This window comes from Ferruginibacter sp. (assembly GCF_028288465.1).
In the GTDB taxonomy this organism is placed as follows: domain Bacteria; phylum Bacteroidota; class Bacteroidia; order Chitinophagales; family Chitinophagaceae; genus Ferruginibacter.
This window is the reverse complement of the sequence record NZ_JAQBNR010000002.1, coordinates 122,848-142,521: the sequence shown is the minus strand read 5'-3', so window position 1 is coordinate 142,521 and position 19,674 is coordinate 122,848. Positions and strand designations below refer to the sequence as shown.

Annotated in this window: 12 protein-coding genes and 1 pseudogene; 6 read left to right on the top strand and 7 right to left on the bottom strand. The window is 43.6% G+C overall.

Annotated elements, in window-relative coordinates:
• Positions 1-319: 319 nt before the first annotated feature.
• Both JWR61_RS01850 and JWR61_RS01845 read right to left on the bottom strand, forming a co-directional pair.
• Positions 320-601: a putative quinol monooxygenase gene (locus JWR61_RS01850; RefSeq protein ID WP_301926159.1), complete on the bottom strand. Its 282-nt coding sequence runs from the start codon at positions 599-601 to the stop codon at positions 320-322.
• Positions 602-667: 66 nt separating this feature from the next.
• Complete coding sequence (locus tag JWR61_RS01845; RefSeq protein ID WP_301926158.1) at positions 668-1,207, bottom strand: hypothetical protein; 540 nt, start codon at positions 1,205-1,207, stop codon at positions 668-670.
• Positions 1,208-1,471: 264 nt separating this feature from the next.
• On the opposite strand from JWR61_RS01845, the gene JWR61_RS01840 reads away from it, so the two are divergent.
• The gene (locus JWR61_RS01840; RefSeq protein WP_301926157.1) at positions 1,472-4,897 is read left to right on the top strand and encodes a HEAT repeat domain-containing protein; all 3,426 of its coding nucleotides are present in this window, start codon (positions 1,472-1,474) and stop codon (positions 4,895-4,897) included.
• Positions 4,898-5,021: 124 nt separating this feature from the next.
• Here JWR61_RS01840 and msrA read toward each other — a convergent pair.
• The 3 genes and pseudogenes from msrA to JWR61_RS01825 all read right to left on the bottom strand — a co-directional run.
• Positions 5,022-5,356 (bottom strand): annotated as a pseudogene (msrA, locus tag JWR61_RS01835) (peptide-methionine (S)-S-oxide reductase MsrA); the annotation flags it as partial.
• Positions 5,340-5,627, bottom strand: coding sequence for a hypothetical protein (locus JWR61_RS01830; RefSeq protein WP_301926156.1), 288 nt, complete (start codon positions 5,625-5,627; stop codon positions 5,340-5,342). The gene JWR61_RS01830 and the pseudogene msrA, both read right to left, overlap by 17 nt.
• Before the next feature lie 367 nt (positions 5,628-5,994).
• Positions 5,995-6,810 (bottom strand): DUF1080 domain-containing protein, encoded by an 816-nt coding sequence (locus JWR61_RS01825; protein WP_301926155.1) that lies wholly within the window; start codon positions 6,808-6,810, stop codon positions 5,995-5,997.
• A 1,159-nt stretch (positions 6,811-7,969) separates the two neighbouring features.
• Between JWR61_RS01825 and JWR61_RS01820 the strand changes: the two genes are divergently transcribed.
• From JWR61_RS01820 to JWR61_RS01800, 5 genes are all read left to right on the top strand, one after another.
• A complete protein-coding gene (locus tag JWR61_RS01820; protein WP_301926154.1) occupies positions 7,970-9,235 on the top strand; it encodes a Gfo/Idh/MocA family oxidoreductase in 1,266 nt (421 codons plus the stop codon).
• A 178-nt stretch (positions 9,236-9,413) separates the two neighbouring features.
• Positions 9,414-12,791 (top strand): DUF1080 domain-containing protein, encoded by a 3,378-nt coding sequence (locus JWR61_RS01815; RefSeq protein WP_301926153.1) that lies wholly within the window; start codon positions 9,414-9,416, stop codon positions 12,789-12,791.
• Between the two features lie 366 nt (positions 12,792-13,157).
• Entirely contained in the window at positions 13,158-13,970 is an 813-nt protein-coding gene (locus JWR61_RS01810) for a DUF1080 domain-containing protein (protein WP_301926152.1), read from the top strand.
• Positions 13,971-14,035: 65 nt separating this feature from the next.
• Positions 14,036-15,247 carry a glycoside hydrolase family 5 protein gene (locus JWR61_RS01805; protein ID WP_301926151.1) on the top strand — a complete coding sequence of 404 codons (1,212 nt, stop codon included), beginning with the start codon at positions 14,036-14,038 and terminating at the stop codon, positions 15,245-15,247.
• Positions 15,248-15,370: 123 nt separating this feature from the next.
• Positions 15,371-16,843 (top strand): S8 family serine peptidase, encoded by a 1,473-nt coding sequence (locus tag JWR61_RS01800; protein ID WP_301926150.1) that lies wholly within the window; start codon positions 15,371-15,373, stop codon positions 16,841-16,843.
• An 84-nt stretch (positions 16,844-16,927) separates the two neighbouring features.
• On the opposite strand, the gene JWR61_RS01795 is transcribed toward JWR61_RS01800, so the two are convergent.
• Both JWR61_RS01795 and JWR61_RS01790 read right to left on the bottom strand, forming a co-directional pair.
• Complete coding sequence (locus JWR61_RS01795) at positions 16,928-18,238, bottom strand: hypothetical protein (protein ID WP_301926149.1); 1,311 nt, start codon at positions 18,236-18,238, stop codon at positions 16,928-16,930.
• Between the two features lie 74 nt (positions 18,239-18,312).
• Positions 18,313-19,422: an acyltransferase family protein gene (locus JWR61_RS01790; protein WP_301926148.1), complete on the bottom strand. Its 1,110-nt coding sequence runs from the start codon at positions 19,420-19,422 to the stop codon at positions 18,313-18,315.
• Positions 19,423-19,674 lie beyond the last annotated feature (252 nt).

Here is a 19,674-nt window from a genome sequence, read left to right as displayed (position 1 = left end):
TTGTAAGGCAAAAATGGAATTGTCAATAACAGCAATGCTATTGAAACACAGATAAAATACAATGCTGAAACTGCAAATGGCTTTGTTACTTTTAACCGCTGGCAAACGATGAAACACAAAAATGCAAGCAGTGTTGAAAGTGCGAACGCACGAACCAGCAGGAAGTTAAGCGGATAAATCGTTACATGCCAACCCTCATCCTTGCTGATACCAGTTTTGGTAAAAAAGATAAAGATTGCTATATTTATTATTAACAGAATAAGGCCCGCAAAATAATATTTTTTCATTTCAAAAGTGGTCTTCAATACAATTACTGGTATTATAATGTACCGGCGTCCAGTTGTTCCAAATAAATAAATTCAGGGGATTTTACACCTGCTTCTTTTCTAATCTCCACCAGCCGCGGAGACTCAAAAAAAGCTTTGGCATTTTCGATAGATGACCAGGCAGAAAAGTGGACAATTTTGTTTGGCTCATTTTCATATCTCAATACCTGGTAAGCAATTTCTCCTGCTTCTTTTCTCATCCCTGCTGCAGCATCGAATATTTTTTTCCAGGCAATGTAATTGCTTACTTCATGAATAATTAAGACGTATGACATTCGCTGTGTTTTATGCTGGTTTCCTCCTGTTGCTGACTTTTACTTTTTGCATTAACTGCTGAACAATCAGAATAGTCTGATTCCAATTGCCAGGCTGAGTGATCCAAAATCTTCCTTCGTGGTTTTATCCCGGTTAAAAATATTGATGTAAGACAACTTGCCCAGACAGCGTTGCGTTTTGGAAAAATAAAAACCCACGGAAGGTTTAACGCCTAATAACATGCTGCCATTTATAAAACTGGGGCCAGTCATCAGCGACAGGTAAATATGTTGATCGGGATGATAGGAAGCACCTACAAAAAGATTGACCATTCCCGGCACATCATCTACAGGCGTAAAGGAAGTCCCATCGGTATTCAGTCTTAACACCTTGTCATTTGCCAGGTATACATCGCCGGTAAGTTCAACTACTGCTTTAAATTTTGTTTTGCTGCCAAAAAAAGTTTGAATACCAAGTCCGGCTCCCCAGGGGTTGTTTCCGGTTGTGCGGCCGTGAGTAGTTAAGTTCACTTGCCCCAGTAAAAATGTAGTTGCTTTTTGCTTCGGCTGCGCAATGGTTTGTACTAAAATAAAACTGAGCAGGATGGTTACGATCATTTTTTGCATAGTGGATGATTAGTATTACGAATATAAATAAAGGTATGGCATTATAGTAGTGATTGTATTTGGACAATATTTATATAACATGACTTACCAGGGCGCCCGGAGCAATCTTTAACTGCAAAAGTGCCGGATCTTATGGAGCATCATTCGTCACCAGGTTGTGTAAAAAGGAATGCTCAACCAAATTATTTGGCCTAACCTGCATAAACATTTTCAACAAACATTCTTTTGCCATAATATTGTATCTCCACTTTTATAATTGTCAATATGAAATTCAATTTTACTCTTCCCCGGTTTTGTTCAAACCGCGTTTTTTATGGCGTAGCCGTTATCAGTACCCTGGCCGCATGCAATCAAAAAAAAGATATTGCTGGCACCGTTGATTTGGGCATTCACCAGATGAACCCGGCGAAAACCAAGTCCCTGGCCGATTCTATCGGGTCGCTCATCAAACCAGCACTGGCAGATAGTTTAACCTTGTCTTTATGGGGTATCGATTCGCTGGTGATTTCTCCCATTGCCATCGATATTGATGATTCGGGTAAACTTTATTACACTACTACCAACCGGCAAAAGAATTCTGAATTTGATATTCGCGGCCACCAGGATTGGGAGTTGGGTTCTATACAACTACAAACCGTTGAAGAAAAGCGTGCCTTTTTACATAAGACCTTATCGCCTGAAAACAGTAAGAAAAATGAATGGCTGAAAGATGTGAATAAAGATGGCTCTCACGATTGGAAAGACATGACCGTGGAAACCGAAAACGTGTATAAAGTTGAAGATATAAATGGCGATGGTGTGGCCGATAAAACACAGCTGGCGGTAAACGATTTTCATGATGAAGTAACGGATGTTGCCGGCGGTGTGCTGGTAGATGGAAAAGACCTGTATGTTGCAGTAGGACCGGATATGTGGCGGTTGCAGGATAAAAATGGCGACGGCATAGCTGATGAAAAAACATCCATGTCTCACGGCTATGGTATTCACATCGGGTTTAGTGGTCATGGTATGAGTGGTGTTGAAATGGGTCCTGATGGCAGGATATACTGGCAGATTGGTGATATTGGTTTTAGCGGTAAAGATAAAAGTGGCAAAGAGTGGAAGCATCCCAACAGCGGCGTGATAGCAAGGAGCAATCCCGATGGCAGTGACTTTGAAATATTTGCTTACGGCAACCGCAATACGCACGAGTTTGCGTTTGACGAATATGGCAACCTCATCAGTGAAGACAACGATGGTGATCACGCCGGAGAAAAAGAGCGGCTGGTGTATGTTGTAAACGGTGCCGACATTGGCTGGCGCAGCAACTGGCAATATGGTAAATACAATGATCCCAACAATAACACTTACAAAGTGTGGATGGCAGAAAACCTTTGGAAGCCAAGGTTCGAGGGGCAGGCAGCTTACATTACACCCTGTATAGAAAATTTTGTAAGTGGCCCGGCGGGGTTTGTGTACAATCCCGGAACGGCATTGAGCCCCAAATACAACAGCACTTTTTTTGTAGCAGAGTTTGTGGGCAATCCTGCGCAGTCGGGCATTTACAGTTTTAAACTCAACCCTGCCGGTGCCGGATTTTCGTTGGGTGAAAATAAAAAAGTATTGGGTGGCGTATTGGCTACAGGGCTTGATTTTGGTCCGGATGGTGCCATGTACATTGCAGATTGGATAGACGGATGGGGCACGCACAATTATGGCCGCATCTGGAAGATGGATGATAAAAACGCAGCTTCATTACCGGGTCGCATATTGACAAAGAAATTGCTGGCCGAAGATTTTACAACCAATACAGAAGCAGCGCTGGGCGAATTGTTGAAGAACGCCGACATGCGGGTTAGGATGAAAGCACAATTTGAATTGGTAAAACGCAAAGACAAAGGGGCAGCCATCTTTCAGCAATACCTTACCCAAACCGCCAACCAGCTGGCAAGGGTAAATTCCATTTGGGGTATCAGCCAGCTCGGCAGGCAGGATAAAAAATATGCTGCTGTATTGATTCCTTTTTTGCAGGATAAAGATGCGGAAATACGAGCACAGGCCGCCAAATGGCTCGGCGATATTAAATATGCCGATGCAGGAAAATACCTGGTGCCGTTGTTAAAAGATACCGCCAGCCGTGCCCGTTTTTTTGCGGCCGAAGCATTGGGCAGAATCGAATATGAGCCAGCCATCAACCCGATCATAGAAATGCTTGCAGACAACAATGATAAAGACGCTTACCTGCGTCATGCGGGTAGTCTTGCATTGGCAAGAATTGGTAAGGCAGATCCCGTAATTGCGTTGGCCAATCATCCCTCCCGTGGCGTAAGAATCGCTGCGGTAGTAGCATTGAGAAGAATGGGCAATGCTGGCATCGCCAACTTTTTAAAAGATGCTGATGAGTTTATTGTTACGGAAGCAGCCCGTGGCATCAATGATGATCTTTCTATTGAAGGTGCTATTCCCGCGTTGGCCGCTTTGCTTAACACCACGCATTTTAAAAACGAAGCATTGATAAGAAGAGCCATCAGTGCCAACTCCAGAATGGGCACCGAAGCCTCCATACAAAACCTGGTGAATTATGCTACCGCTCCCGGCAGTCCGCCTGCGTTACAGGCAGAAGCAGTTGCTGCACTAAGCAATTGGGCAAGGCCCTCCGTTGTGGACAGGGTAGATGGACGCTACCGTGGTGTGGTACAAAGAGACAGTATGCTGGTAATAAACAAAGCAGGTAATGCATTGGTAACACTGCTCAGCAACAACGACGCTGCTGTTAGGCTTAGTGCTGTAAAGGCAGTGAATAAATTACACCTGGTGCAGGGCACAACAAAATTACTGGCACTGTTAAAGCAGGATAAAGATGCACCGGTAAAAGTAGAAGCGCTGAAAGCCCTGGCAGCCATGCAGCAACCGTCTGTTGCAGAAGCCATACAAGTTGCGTTAACAAGCGCCGATAAACCAGTAAGGGTGGCCGGCATCGACATGATCAGCAAACTAAACATCCCTAAGCCATTGATGGTAAAATTGCTGGCGGATGTCATCAACACAAAAACTACGGAAGAAAAACAGGCGGCGTTGCTCACGCTGGGCAACCTGCCGGTAAGCAATACCAACGAAGTATTTAGCGGCCTGTTGGCGCAATTGGCAAACAAAAAATTATCACCCGATATTTATTTTGAATTGGGCGAAGCCATTGACAGCACCAAAAGCCAGCCACTGATTGCAAAATACAAAGCAGCGATGGCAGGTACTGCTCCCGATGAACTGACCGCATCTTTTGCCGGTAGTTTGTATGGCGGTGATGCAAACCACGGAAGAAATATCTTTTTTGAAGGGCAGGCTTCACAATGTATCCGCTGTCACTCGTATGATGATTTGGGGGGTAATGCGGGGCCAAAGCTGAATGGTATCGCCAGCCGGTTACCAAGAGAAAAACTGCTGGAAGCGCTGATCAATCCGAGTGCAAGACTATCCCCGGGCTATGGTAGTGTAACCCTGCAACTGAAAGATGGCAAAACCATTTCAGGTATACTGGAACAGGAAACGGATAAAACATTAACTGTAAAAATCAACGGTGAGCCCAATGCCGTAATCAACAAAACCGATGTGGCAAAAAGAACAAATGCAATGTCCAGCATGCCGGAGATGAAAAATATTCTTACCAAAAAAGAGATCAGGGATGTAGTGGCGTTTTTATCAACGTTGAAGTAGTAGTTTGCATATAAATTAAAGAAGGCGCTGGTCAACGGACCAGCGCCTTCTTTATAAAATTAAGTTTCACCCGCTCTTTTGTTTAGTGAAGTGCCCCTTTAAACTATTCACCACTCACAACTCGCTACCCCAACGTCCACTCAGGCCGGATGTAATGGCAGGTATAGCCGTAAGGATTTTTCTGCAGGTAATCCTGGTGTTCCTCTTCCGCATTCCAAAAATCGCTGCCGGTACCACGGCAGTAACTACTGGTCCGGGCCATTTACCGGAAGCATTCATTTCACTGATCAATGTTTCAGCCGTTGCTTTCTGCTCATCACTTAAATAAAAAATGGCGGAGCGGTACGACATACCGCGATCGTTACCCTGCCGGTTAAGTGTTGTAGGATCGTGTATCTGGAAAAAAAATTCCAGTAAACTGCGGTATGAAAAGATGGAAGGATCAAATTGTATTTCGATCGCCATGCGCCTGCAACAAATTAAAATCCTGTAAAAGAATGACACGGGCAAGTTGCCCCTGTTCACTCAACTCAAGTGCACACAGGTCCTCTTCTTCCAATATCGTTATATTTTCGGTTAGTGCAACCTTGCTGACAATCTCCGTAAAATCACCCGTTAAAGAACGGTTCCAGCAAATTGCATTCGTTACGCCATGAAAAGGCGTAGAAACAAGATCCTGAAAACACGTGACACAGTGAATTTGATTTTCGTTAGGAAATATATTGCTCATAAAGGCTAATAAAAGTGTACAATCAGTTCACGAAAGTAGTCATACTCATCCATTCATTCAATGCTTCAGTAATAATGCAGACGCAATGATAGCAATTTGCGTTTCCTGTATGCCATCGTATCCTTGCATGTGCGTGCAAAATGAGTATGGCGGGATGTTGGACAGCTTACCGCCACATAATACGCAACGTTCCTATTTGCCGCAAGCACAAGGTGAGACGCAGCCAGAATGGAAGTTCAACAAAATCTGTATTCCCCGGGCCTGTTGAGACGCCGATTTTTTTGATTATATTCGTAAACACGGCACTTGTTCTTCAAACCAAAAAACAGAACATTCTGCTGGTAAAAAAGCAATCTCAACCGATATTTTATTTTAGCCTTTTAATTTTGATATTCCTGAAGTACACTTTGTCGCCATCATGATCCGTTAGCATAATATGGCCGGCCGGCAGCTCCCCATAATGATCATAACTATTGAATTTGGTAATTGCCATTCTATCCCGAAAATCTTTACTTCCTCTTTCGCAACTCACCACTTTTATACCATTTAGCCAATGCTCCAAATGGTTGCCTTTGGCCACTATCCTGCCGCTGTTCCACTCACCTGCAGGAAACAGTTTTTTATTTTTCGGCGCATAAATAAGGTACAACGCGGCAGTAGTGGCATCCGGATGTTGCTTGTCTTTTAGATACGGGTGATTGTAATCGTCAATCACCTGGTACTCGGGCCCGTTGTACAACATTTTGCCGGAAGTATTGTCTTTAATGTAGTCTACAAAATATTTGATACCGCTGTTAGCGCCATCAGTTAATTTAAAATCAAACAGCAAATCGAAGTCAGCGTATACTTCCCGGGTAATGATGTCGCCGTCTTTGGCGTGGTTATCTACAGACAAAGTGCCGTCTTCTATTTTCCACGCATGAGAGGGAAAACTGTCAGCGTTTATACTCTTCCATTGATCGGTGTTTTTGCCATCAAACAATATTTCCCATCGTCCTGATTTTTTTTCATTACTTGAAGTTATACCTGCATCCAACAATGAATCTGCTGGACTTAATTGAGTTTTCACTGCAAGGGTGGTTTCATCTGAGGGAGCAATTATAATAACTTGTTTTGTACCGATGGCATACAGCAATGATGTGGCACAAAGTATGCTGGCAAAAATTATTTTAGTTGCTTTCATACAATCAATGAAGTTTAAAATTTTACGGTTGGTAAGATGGTTTAAAAAGTTGGCATTTTCATCTGTTACGCAGCAAACCGTAACTAAAAATCGTGAGTTTAAAAGTAGCTAAATAGTTTGATTTTTTGCTTCCATTATTGGTGCAGGCACTTCTTTAAATGGTGAAGTGATGCGCATATTACCACTTGCTATTGCCGGTCTTGCGAAATAAGACTTTCCCAATAGTTTACAATGAATCAGAAACGAGACAGAGCCCTGAGTCAGTCGGGACGACAACTATGATTTGTTACCCCGGATGGCGGAGCCCCATCCATACGCAGATGGGTTAGATAAAAATATAAATAATATTACCACAACAGGTATTACCGAAAAGATGACTATTCTTTTTAACTGCAGACGTTGAATTTCTTTGTCAGTATCTCTGTATTCTGCGTAAATCCTGAGATAGCGTAAATTGTCAACAAAATAAAAATGGCCAATTGCCCAGATGATAGGTACTATGATAAAGCCCTCGTCCGACAAGAAAAATTGGCCTGCGGATAAGTTAAAAAAAAGTGCAAGTAAAAGCCTGATTGCAGCAGACCAAAACCACAATGAAAGTGAAAAAAGGAAGATTGGTCGTTGCTCAGTGTTTAATGCCCGATAATAGACTTTTTCGTGAAGCCCAAATGAGTCTTTCTCAATAAAGTTATATCCGTCTTTATAAAAAAAGTTATAGAGGCAGAAATAGTTAAAGTGAATAAATTTCATGTTATAAATTACAGATGCTGATTTTAATCAGATGTTAATTGCCCCCTGATATATTCTGGTTACTTAAATAACTTTTGTTTTATTGCGTGTAAAAATATCATTTATGCATCTCCGAAAGATTGATTCTTCCAAAGAGGTGACATCTTTTTTGAAAACATTATTGCTTTGAAAATATCTTCGAAGCTTGTCACCTATACGTTAGATGCATTCTACGCTTCGGTAAAAGTTCCACAATGGTATACAGTACAAGGGAGTGACACAACGATGTCCATTATATAACCCAATGCCGGTAAAATATTTACCTTTTTATTACCACCGCTAAACTACCTATCCAAAAAATGTATAGATTCACAAACCAAATTATAATACGCTTGTCCGCCCCACATTTTTAACGTTATTCAATTATTGTATGCCACAAAAAAACAACACCCGCCGGTCGTTTATAAAAAATACTGTCGGCGCAGCCATTGCATTTACCATTGTACCGCGACATGTACTGGGCCGCGGTTTCCTGGCGCCCAGCGATCAGCTAACCAAGGCCGTTATTGGCGTAGGAGGCATGGGCCGCGGGCATTTTGGCTATGCCGCCACCAGGGTAGGCGCCATTTGCGATGTAGATAAAACACATTTAAAAGAAGCCGCCGCCATGTTACCCCACGGCGTTAAAACCTTTACGGATTACCGCGAAGTGATCACGCTACCGGAGGTGGACATTGTACACATCGCTACACCGCCGCACTGGCACGGCATCATCGCCGCCGATGCGGCACGGGCCGGCAAAGATATCTGGTGCGAAAAACCCATGACCCGTACCATCGGCGAAGGCAAGCGCCTGGTAGAAGCCGTGCAGCAACATGGCCGCATCTTTCGCCTCAATACCTGGTTCCGGTTTGAAGATAATTTCTATGGCATGCAAACCACGGTGAAGCCAATTAAAAAATTAGTGAACAGTGGCTTGCTTGGCTGGCCATTAAAAGTTACGGTAAGCCGTCACACAGGGTTCGACTGGAAATTTTACTGGGTAGGCAAAACCAACCTGGAAGCCATGACACCGCCGCCTGAACTGGATTACAATATGTGGCTCGGGCCGGCGCAATACAAGCCGTATAATCCGCACCGCGTGCATCAAACATTTCGTGGCTACTGGGATTATGATGGCGGCGGGCTCGGCGATATGGGGCAGCATTACATTGATCCCATTCAATATTTTTTGGGCAAGGATGATACCAGTCCTGTTTCAGTAGAAATTGATGCACCACAACAGCATCCTGACGCAGTCGGCACCTGGCGCAGGATTGAGTACACCTACGCCGATGGTTGTAAGATCATTTTAGACGGCGAAGGCAAGGATGCGGGCGCTCCGTATATTGAAGGTCCGCTCGGCAAATTGTACCCCGGTTTTAAATCAGATATTCCCGATCTGCAAAAGAAGCTGGATGCATTTCCTGATCCTGAACCACAGGTAACCAACTTTATTGATGCCGTAACCAACCGTAAAAAGTTTGCGCTCAATGAAAGCAACGGGCACCGCAGTTGTACCATTATCAACATGAGTAAAATTGCGTTGGAGCTCGGCCGCTCGTTGAAGTTTGATCCGGTAACACAGCAATTCATCAACGATGAAGAAGCCAACAGGTTAAGTGATCCGCCGATGCGCTCTCCATTTAATCTGTAACAAATGGTTGTCCGGGCTGCAAAGCTTTTATGAGCTTCATTGGCGTCGCACGCTTGTACAGCGGTAATTAAATGGTACGCCTGCAGTGTCAAAAAGTATTGGTTCGGGCAACACATCAAAACGGAGATCAACACATATAAACGACTTTATTTTTTATTTTTTCAATATTGTATTCAATATGCAAATTTTTAAACTCAGTTTCTTATTGCTTTTGTTCGCTGCATTTTCAGCAACAGCACAAACGCCCGACATAAGACTGTTATCAACCAAAATAGCCGACGTGCTGGCCAGCATGCCTGCACAAAACAAAGCGCAGCTGGATAAAAGCATGCAATCCATTACTGACTTAAAACAGGACGGATTGGTAACAATGATCAGCCAGTTTGCCGCACAGGGTACAGGCGACAATACTTCGCTGGAGTATGCCCTGAGCGCCTACGCATCGTACGTCATTCAAACCGGTAAGGATGCAGAACGGCAAGCCGCGGTAGTTGCCTATTGCACCGGGCTGGATAAAGTGGCCGACAGCAAAAACAAACAATTTATTATTTACCAGTTACAACGTTTTGGTAAGGACGATGCAGTGCCCTGCATTGAAAAATACCTCAGCAACGCCGACCTGGGTGGGGTAGCAGCAAGAGCGCTGGCACAAATAAAAACACCGCTGGCTCAAAAAGCATTACTGAAAGCATTGCCCGGTTCATCAGGCGATACGCAAAACTCGCTGGTGGAAGCGCTGGGCTATACGCAAAGCAAAGCCGCCGTGGCCGCCATCACCAAACTGGCTAACACAACAGATGAACAACAACGCAAAGTTAGCCTGGCAGCCCTGGCAAAAATAGATGACGCCTCCAGCGCAAAGTTGTTGCAAAGTGCCGCACAAAAAGCAGGCTTTACATACGACAATACCAACGCAACATCCGACTATATTTTATACCTGCAACAACTGGCTAAAACCAGTAAACCATTAGCTGTTCAATATGCCACTAAACTAATGACGGATGCAGCAGGAGCCAAACAATTGCAAACACGCATTGCCGGCCTGAAAATATTGACTGACATTAACGGCGCTAAGGGATTGGCACTGTTGCAGGCTGCTATGCAGGATAAAGACATCAAATACCGCGGCGCCGCTTTACAATTTGCGGCGCCTTATCAAACAGCTGCCACCAATGCACAATGGGTAAAACTGCTCCCCGCCGTTTCGCCGGAAGCACAGGTACAGTTGCTTTCGTTTTTAAGTAAAACAGCCGATAAAACTTCGTTGCCCGCATTAAAGAAACTAATGCAGAGCAACAACGAAGCCGTGCAGGGTGCGGCAATAGCAGCCGTTGCAAAAGTTGGCCAGCAGGAAAGTCTGCCAGCCATTTTGAGCGCCTTAACCAAAGGCAATTCCGCCACCATTGAAGCAGCTAAAAATGCGTTGCAACAAATAAAAGGCGATGGCGTAAGCAGGGCTGTTGCCGCTGCATTGCAGGGTGCAACACCGGCTGCAAAAGTAGCATTGCTAAGTGTGCTGCAGGCAAGGTCAGCCGATAATGCCGCTGTCAATGTGTTTGCAGAAATCAACAGTAACGATGCTTCGGTACACGAAGCGGCAGTAAAAGCATTGCCGGCGGTTGTAATGCAAAAAGATTTACCACAGGTGGTCGCTTTGCTGGAAGCATCTGGTACAGATGATCAGCCATTTTATCAGCAAGCCATCATCAATGCAACAGCCGGTATAAAAGATACGGTTGCCCGTACACAGTTATTGCTACAGCAAATGGCTAAAGCAGCCAATGATAAAAAGCCCCGCTACTTTAATGTTTTGTCTGCCATAGGCGGCAGCAAAGCCTTAAACGAATTGCAATCCGCGTTTGCCAGCGGTGATGATGCCACCAAAGCAGCAGCGGTTAACGCTTTATCAAAAGCGTCGGGCGCTACTACAGCAAGAGCTTTGTATAAAATCGCTTCTACTAATGCAGCATATAAAGAAACTGCATTGAATGGCTACATTGATATCATTGTCAAATCAAAATTTCCCGGCGATCAAAAATTATTGATGTTGCAGGATGCGATGGAGCTGGCAACCACCACCAAACAAAAGCAGGCTATTTTAGACGAAGCCGGAAATTGTAAATCATTTACTGCACTTACGTTTGCAGGAAAATACCTGGACGATCCGGCTGTTCAGCAACAGGCAGCGTTGGCTGTACTGGACATCGCATCTGCCAACAAAGATTTTAGCGGCGATATCGCCAGAAGCCTGCTGACCAAAACCATGGCCGTATTAAATGGCCGGGATGCAGACTACCAGAAAAAAGCCATACAGAAATACCTGGATGAAATGCCGAAAAGCCAGGAATATGTTGCTATGTTCAACGGTAAAGATTTAACCGGCTGGAAAGGCCTGGTGGCCAACCCGATTGCCCGGGCCAAAATGAACCCTGATACTTTAAAGGCTGCGCAAATAAAGGCAGATAAAATTATGCAGGAGGGCTGGGTAGTAAAAGACGGTCTGCTGGTATTTACCGGCCATGGAGAAAACCTTTGCACGCAAAAATTGTATGGTGATTTTGAAATGCTGGTGGATTGGAAGATCACCAAAGACGGTGATGCCGGTATTTACCTGCGGGGTACGCCACAGGTGCAGGTATGGGATACAAGCCGGGTGGATGTAGGCGCACAGGTTGGATCAGGCGGTTTGTACAATAACCAAAAGAATCAAAGCAAACCATTGGTGCTGGCCGATAACGCCATTGGTGAATGGAATACTTTTCACATTATTATGCGGGGTGATAAAGTAACCGTTTATTTAAATGGGGTGCTGGTAACAGACCATACCGTACTGGAAAATTACTGGGATCATGCCTTGCCGATTTTCAGCAAAGAGCAAATAGAATTGCAGGCGCATGGCACATATGTTGCTTACCGCAATATTTACATTCGTGAGTTGACCGGCTCCGAAAAATTTGAACTGAGTGCGGAAGAAAAGAAAGACGGATTTAAAGTGTTGTTTGATGGTACCAACATGGATGAGTGGACGGGTAATAAAGTGGATTATAAAGTTGACAATTACGATTTACTGATTGAACCAAAAGACGGCAATCATGGTAATTTGTACACTAAAAATGAGTACAGCAATTTTATCTATCGTTTCGAATTTCAGTTAACACCGGGTGCCAACAATGGCGTTGGTATTCGTGCGCCGCTGGAAGGGGATGCGGCCTATGTGGGTATGGAAATACAGGTGCTGGACAATGAGGCACCGATGTACAAAGATCTGCATGCTTATCAATATCATGGGTCGGTATATGGTGTAATCCCCGCCAAACGGGGTTTCTTAAAACCGGTGGGAGAGTGGAACTATGAAGAGATTGTTGCGCAAGGCAATCACATTAAAGTAACGCTGAACGGTGAAGTGATCCTGGATGGCGACATTGCCGAAGCCAGCAAAAACGGCACTGCGGATCATAACCAGCATCCGGGTTTAAAAAGAATAACCGGCCATATTGGTTTCCTGGGTCATGGCTCGGTAGTACGGTTCAGGAATATCCGGGTGAAGGAATTGTAGAATTTTAAAACATATATTTTTTGATGTAAGAGGTTTCAGTTTGAAACCTCTTATTTTTTTGTTCCACACAACGGGACAACGGATACGGCGTAAACAAAATTTTACAGCGTAGTGACCTTTGTATTGTTAGCTTTCTTTGTATGAAACAAAATTTTTAAAACAACACTGACGACGGATACGATGGAACAAAAAGTAAAAATGAATACGTAAAAAGAGTGTATTTTAAGATTACAATTTGATTTATCTTGAGCAACACTTCGGTAAATACAGTTGAAAAACCGAAACAAAAAATTCACTTAAAACAAACCAACGATGCAAGTCAGCAACCACATCTCAAAGTGCCTTTCAATAATTTTAATATCGTTATTGACAATACCAGCCTTCGCCCAGCGTAAAGCTGGCAAAGAAGAATGGCAAACCCTCTTCAACGGAAAAGACATTAAAGACTGGGTGCCTAAAATAAACCACCACGAAACCGGCGATAATTATGGCAATACTTTTAGGGTAGAAGATGGCATGGTGAAAGTGCGATATGACAAATATGATCAATTCAACGAACAGTTTGGGCACCTTTATTACAAAACACCTTTCTCTTATTATCACCTGGTATTTGAATACCGATTAGTAGGCGAATGGAGAAAAGACGCACCGGATTACACCATCAGGAATAGTGGTGTAATGTTTCATTCACAGGATCCCAAAACGATGCCCAAGGAGCAGGACTGGCCCATCTCTATTGAGTTCCAGATACTCGGCGGGTTAGGGGATGGTAAACCACGACCAACAGGAAATATGTGTTCACCCGGCACGGATGTAATCTTTAATGGTAAAATAGATGACCGCCATTGTATCAATTCCACTTCCAAAACCTACGAAGGTGACCAATGGGTAAAAGGAGAAATCATTGTGCTAGGTGATTCGCTGATCACCCATATCATCAACGGCGATACCGTATTGCAATATTCCAAACCACAAATTGGCGGCGGGGTGGTACACAACTATGATCCGCGTATTAAAAAGGATGGTACATTGCTCACTGAAGGTTTTATAGCCCTACAAAGTGAAGGTCAGCCGGTTGATTTCAGGAATATTAAAATTCTAAACCTCAAAGGTTGCTTGGATCCCAAATCAAAAAATTACAAATCTTATTATTTAAAAAGTGATGAGTCGTGTAAGTAGTGAAAAGTAACTCTGATCCTGTATTCAATTCGTGTAATCAGTTATAATTAGTGTAATAAAAAAGTATGAAAAACATCTTCCTTTTACTCTGCCTGTTAATCGTTACCAACCTTGCTGCACAACAAAAATTCATCAACACCAGAGGCAAAGAAATCATTGGTGTGGATGGCAAACCTTTCCTGATTCGTGGCACCAATCTAGGTAACTGGCTGGTACCGGAGGGCTACATGTTTAAGTTTACCAAGACCAGTTCGGCAAGACTCATTAACGAAATGTTGCTGGAACTGATTGGTCCGGAGGAAACCAATATTTTCTGGAAAAAATACCTTGATAATTACATCACCGCAGCCGATATACACTGGTTAAAAAGCACGGGTATCAATTCTATCCGGGTGCCTTTTAATTACCGCTTGTTTACTACAGAAGATTATATGGGTGGCGAAGGCGAAGCCCGTGGCTTTGCGTTGCTGGATAAAGTAATTGGCTGGTGTAAAAAAGAGGGGCTGTATGTATTGCTGGATATGCACTGTGCACCGGGCGGGCAAACCGGAGATAATATCGACGACAGTTATGCCTATCCTTTTTTGTTTGAAAGCAAAGCCAGCCGGGCATTAACGATATCGATCTGGAAAAAAATTGCAGCCCGTTACAAAAATGAAACGACGGTAATGGGCTATGATCTGCTGAACGAGCCAATCCCTCATTTTGCAGACACAGCTCGTTTCAATCCAATGCTGGAACCCCTGTACAAAGAAATCACCAAAGCCATCCGCGAAGTGGATAAAAATCATATCCTGTTCCTGGGTGGATCGCAGTGGGATTCAAATTTTAAAATATTCGGGCAGCCCTTTGACAGTAAACTGGTGTACACTTTTCATAAATACTGGACAGATAGTACCACGGCTGTAATACAAGACTATATTGACTTTCGAAATAAATACAATGTGCCCATTTATTGCGGCGAAACCGGTGAAAATACGGATGGCTGGGTAAGGGGTTTTAAGAACACACTGGAAAAAAACAATATCGGCTGGCATTACTGGCCTTATAAAAAATTAGACAATGCACGTGGATTTGTTACCTTCAACATGCCACCACATTATGAGCAGGTAATACAATTTGCCGACACTACCAGGAGCGATTTTGGCGACGTAAGAAAGAACAGACCTACCAATGCCGCCGAAATAAAAATGGCGCTGGAAGGATTTTTAAACAATTGCAAATTTCAGCACACCATTATAAACAAAAGTTATATTGAGGCATTGGGCCTTCGTTAACAAATTCTGCCAGGATAATTTTAAATGTTGAAAAATTATAAGGGCTTTAATTTGATTCCATTATTCTTATGTGTAATTTGATAGAGGGATCAGTTATTGTTCACACATTTAAAATCAAGCAGGATGAAATCACTTTTAAGTAAGCCAACAGGAATATTGTTGAATGGCCATCGGTATAAGAATACCCGCGCTGTTATCACATCTTTTTTACTTTCTTTTTTTGCATTTGTTTTTACGGGTTGTAACAAATCTGCGCAGGATTTACAGACCGCAGCAAGTGCAGATGCCAGTACATTGCAGCAAACTTTTTTTAACGGTAACAAAGGCATTAATATATTACTAAGTACACCCATTACAAAGAAAATTGTTACAGAATTAAATTTGTATGGAAATGTACTGAAGCAGTTCACTGACATCAATGCACTAACGATGAACACCACATCGGACAACCTCGCCATCATAAGAAAATTGCCTTATGTAACTGCGGCGAATCCCGATGCAGAACGCAAAGGATCGCCGGTTGATGCAGTCGCTGTGACAGATTTTACAGGTGGGGGCAGCACCTGGAACCTAGATGCGGTAAATGTTACGGAACCAGGCATAGGTCGCACCATTGCGCAGGATGGTACCGGCGTATATGTAGGCGTTTTGGATACGGGCTTACCTGATTCGTGGCGGCAATATTTTCCGCAGGAAAGGATTGCCGTACAATATGCAAAGTCTTTTGGCGGCGGCGGTGGTGAAAATGGCAATGTATCTGAACAACCAAACAAATGGGAACATGATCAAAGTACACATGGCGGACATGTAACCAGCACCATTATTGGTTTTCAACTGGGCTCTGTTTATTTTAATGGCGTTGCTCCAAAGTCCACCATTATCCCGGTAAAAGTGTTAAACCAAAATGGCAGTGGCTGGTCATCCGTAATTGCTGAAGGCATTTTGTATATGGCTGATTTAAAAGTGGGTGCCCTTCAGAACGCACCTGTTGTACTCAATATGAGTTTGGGTGGTCCTGATCTGGATGCGTTGGAAAAAGCGGCTATCGATTATGCCATCAGTAAGGGCGTGATAGTTGTAGCTGCCGCAGGTAATGAAGGAACTGCCGGAATGGGATACCCCGGTGCTTATCAGCCGGTAATAAGTGTTGCGGCAGCGGGCTGGCTTGGGCAGTGGTCTGCACCTGCCTGGTGGTATTCCGGTAATGTAGCCGATCCAACAAACATCAATGATTTTTATATCGCGGATTTTTCAAGCAGGCAAAAAGCAGGGCAGGACCTGGACGTAACCGCACCCGGTGTTTGGGAAGTAGGTCCCTTCCAGGTGAACAGCGGGCAGATATCGTATTATTATCTTTCCGGTACATCCATGGCTACTCCGCATGTGGCTGGCATTGTAGCTTTGATGGCGCAGAAAAAGTCGTCCTTAGCTGCAGCAGAAGCCGAAACGATTTTACAAAACGCAGCAATACCAATGCCGCCGGGCAGTAGAAATGTGCGCCAGCCAGACGGTAGTTTTGTTACCACAACATGGGGAGCAGATGCAGCTGGCAGCGGATTTATTACTGCTGATGCGGCGGTGGCAGCAACGCCATAGACCTATTTTGAAGTGAAAAATTATAGATTTTTCGAGAATTGTTAATGGCAATGGCCGGTTATAATACCGGCCATTTTTAGATTTTTACCGTTCAAACGCCACCATGAATTCAGATGCATAATCACTTTTATCTCCGTATGAATCTTTAAAAAATAGCCTCGCCTTTTGTCCCAGTTTTAAACATGTATTTTTATTGGCAATGTCTTCCGGCGAATCGGTTGGTTGCAGCGATGGATACCATAGTGTATGGCCAGGTTTATCAACCAGCAAAACCGGTTTAGACCATTGCTGGGCATTGGCATCTTTGCCCAGGTCTGTATTTTTGTTGTAGGAAATGTAGATACTGCTACCTTTCCAGGAAGGGCCTTCTGCTTTTGCCATTAACATCACCCAACAATTGAGATAGCTGTTCCAGCTTACGGATGGTCCCCAGTAATATTTTGAAGCAGGTGCAGAAGTAGGGCCGCCTCCTTGGTTTGCTGGTATTTGTAAAGCAGCAACAGGTTTACCGGTTCCGTCATGTGGCGCAGTAAAGCCTTTGCCATCCCAACGTCTCGCCTTGCCAACGGGATTATCCAAATCAGCCAAAGCGATCCGGGCCATGCTGATGCACTGACCGCTTCGTTCTTTTTCTGCACTGTAACCACCTTCTGTGTATGTTCCGGGATAACCATATTCCCCGTAAAAAAGATAGAGATAATTGCCGCTGGCTACCGCTGACGGATCACCAGTGCCGCCGGCAAATGTATTGGAGGTGTTATTCTTTTGCAGGATCATTCTTGGCTGCAGATCTTCTATGAATATGCCCTTGTTGGCCCAGCTTCTGCCGCCATCCACCGATTTCATGATGCCAATTCTGCAAACGGCTGCGGATGAACCAGGCTCCTTAATTCCTTCCGGCCAGTGCTCTTTTTTATAACCCTGCCCGGTGGCTGCATTATATGGATTTGTTTCAGGATAATTTTCATTGTGATAAACGGCATACAATGTTTTGCCACTGGGGTCTGTTTTGCTTTGATATACTGTTTCAAACCAAACCGCTCCGTGCAAGCCATTTTCAGTTGGCAATACATTTACCGGCATCACCGGCTCTGTAAAATCACCTGCCTTACTATTGAAAGCTTCCGACGAATTTTTGCCATCTGCAAATTTTAGTTCACGTGCATTTCCCCACAAAGGGTCTTCTCCATACTTACCGGGAAAAATGCGAAAGGTATCTCCAATCCAGGCCTCTGCCATATTGCAGTCAACAAAGGAATTAAAATAAATTGTAGGAGCTTCAACTAACAGCGCTTTTGGACCATACGATTTAACAGTGATGACTTCTTGAAATGAAGCAAGAGCAAGTATCACCAGGGCAATACTGACGGCCCTGGCAAATTGTATTGTTTTCATACAACAATATTTAGCAATCTGTTTTTTGTAAAAGACTTTATTACAGCAATCAATATTTCATTCAATCACCTGCATTATACCCGTAAAAAAACATTCTTTTTATACATAAAATATAAGAACGCCCATTTCACCAGCACATAGCAAATGGCCATTACTACTGCATTATAGGGGTTCCCAACCAATTGCCCGAGCCACTGAAAAAATCCGTTGGTGGTGTAAGTCCAGTTAATGAATTCACCTGACAAATAGATAAGGATGGAATTCATGCCAATCACTTTAAAAAAGAAGGCCCATTTTTTATACCCCAGCACATCAATGACGTAGTAAAAGATGCCCAATAAACAAAGGCTGTAACCGCCTACATTCAGTACAAACGAACTTGACCATAAATTTTTATTGATGGGAAAATCCAGGTTCCAGACATGTGCCAGGATAATAGAGATTACGCCGGCTGCAAACAGGTACAAGGATTTTTTCTGACCGCTAAAACTACTGCCTTTTAAAAAGTTACCCGCCATAATACCCAGTAAACCCGTGCTGATGGCTGGTATAGCAGAAACCAATCCTTCAGGATCATGAATGCCAAGATATAACCTGCCTGGTATTAAATGCCGGTCGATGTAGGACGCAAAATTACCTTCCATACTCAAATCACCTCTCGGGTGGCCCGGCGCCGAATTAAACTTTAGTAAAAGCCAGTAACCGATCAATATGGAAATGAACCATACAATCTGGGCTCTTTGTTTGGTAAATAAATAAATAATATTAGCGAACATGTAAGCAATGCCGATGCGGCCCAACACACTGCCGAAACGGATATCTGCAAATGGTCTTAAATGCAGCCCGTTGTTGTAGATGATACCCAGCAATACCAGTACCAAACCTCTTTTAATTACCCGCAGCAGCAACGCATTTCTGCTCTTGCCTTTTTCCAGTTCGCGGCCAACGGAAAAAGGAGTAGCTACACCGGCCATAAATAAAAACAATGGAAATATCAGGTCGTAAAAATGAAAGCCATCCCATGCCGGGTGTGTTAATTCCTCTGCAATGCCACCCCAGAAAGGAGACCCGGTAGCCTTTGCAAGGGCGTGAAAAATTTCTTCTGCGCCCATGATCCAGAACATATCGAAGCCACGGAGGGCATCTAAAGAATACAAACGTTGGGAAGGAACTGCTTGTGCCATAAGTATTGTGTAAGGTGGTATTAAGGTTAATAAAAAGGTAGCAATAAAGTTAGCGGAATTAAACACAAAACGATAAAAAAGACAATTATAATCAAACAATACCACCGTTGTATTTTTAAAGAGTAATTTGTAAAAATGATTGCATTAAATTGTTGGCTGCCCGGGCGTTTAAATAACGCCACTGCTGTTTTAATTTGAAGACAACAAAATTCGCTTTGCAACAAAAAATAAAACATGCAATAAAAGTTGCAA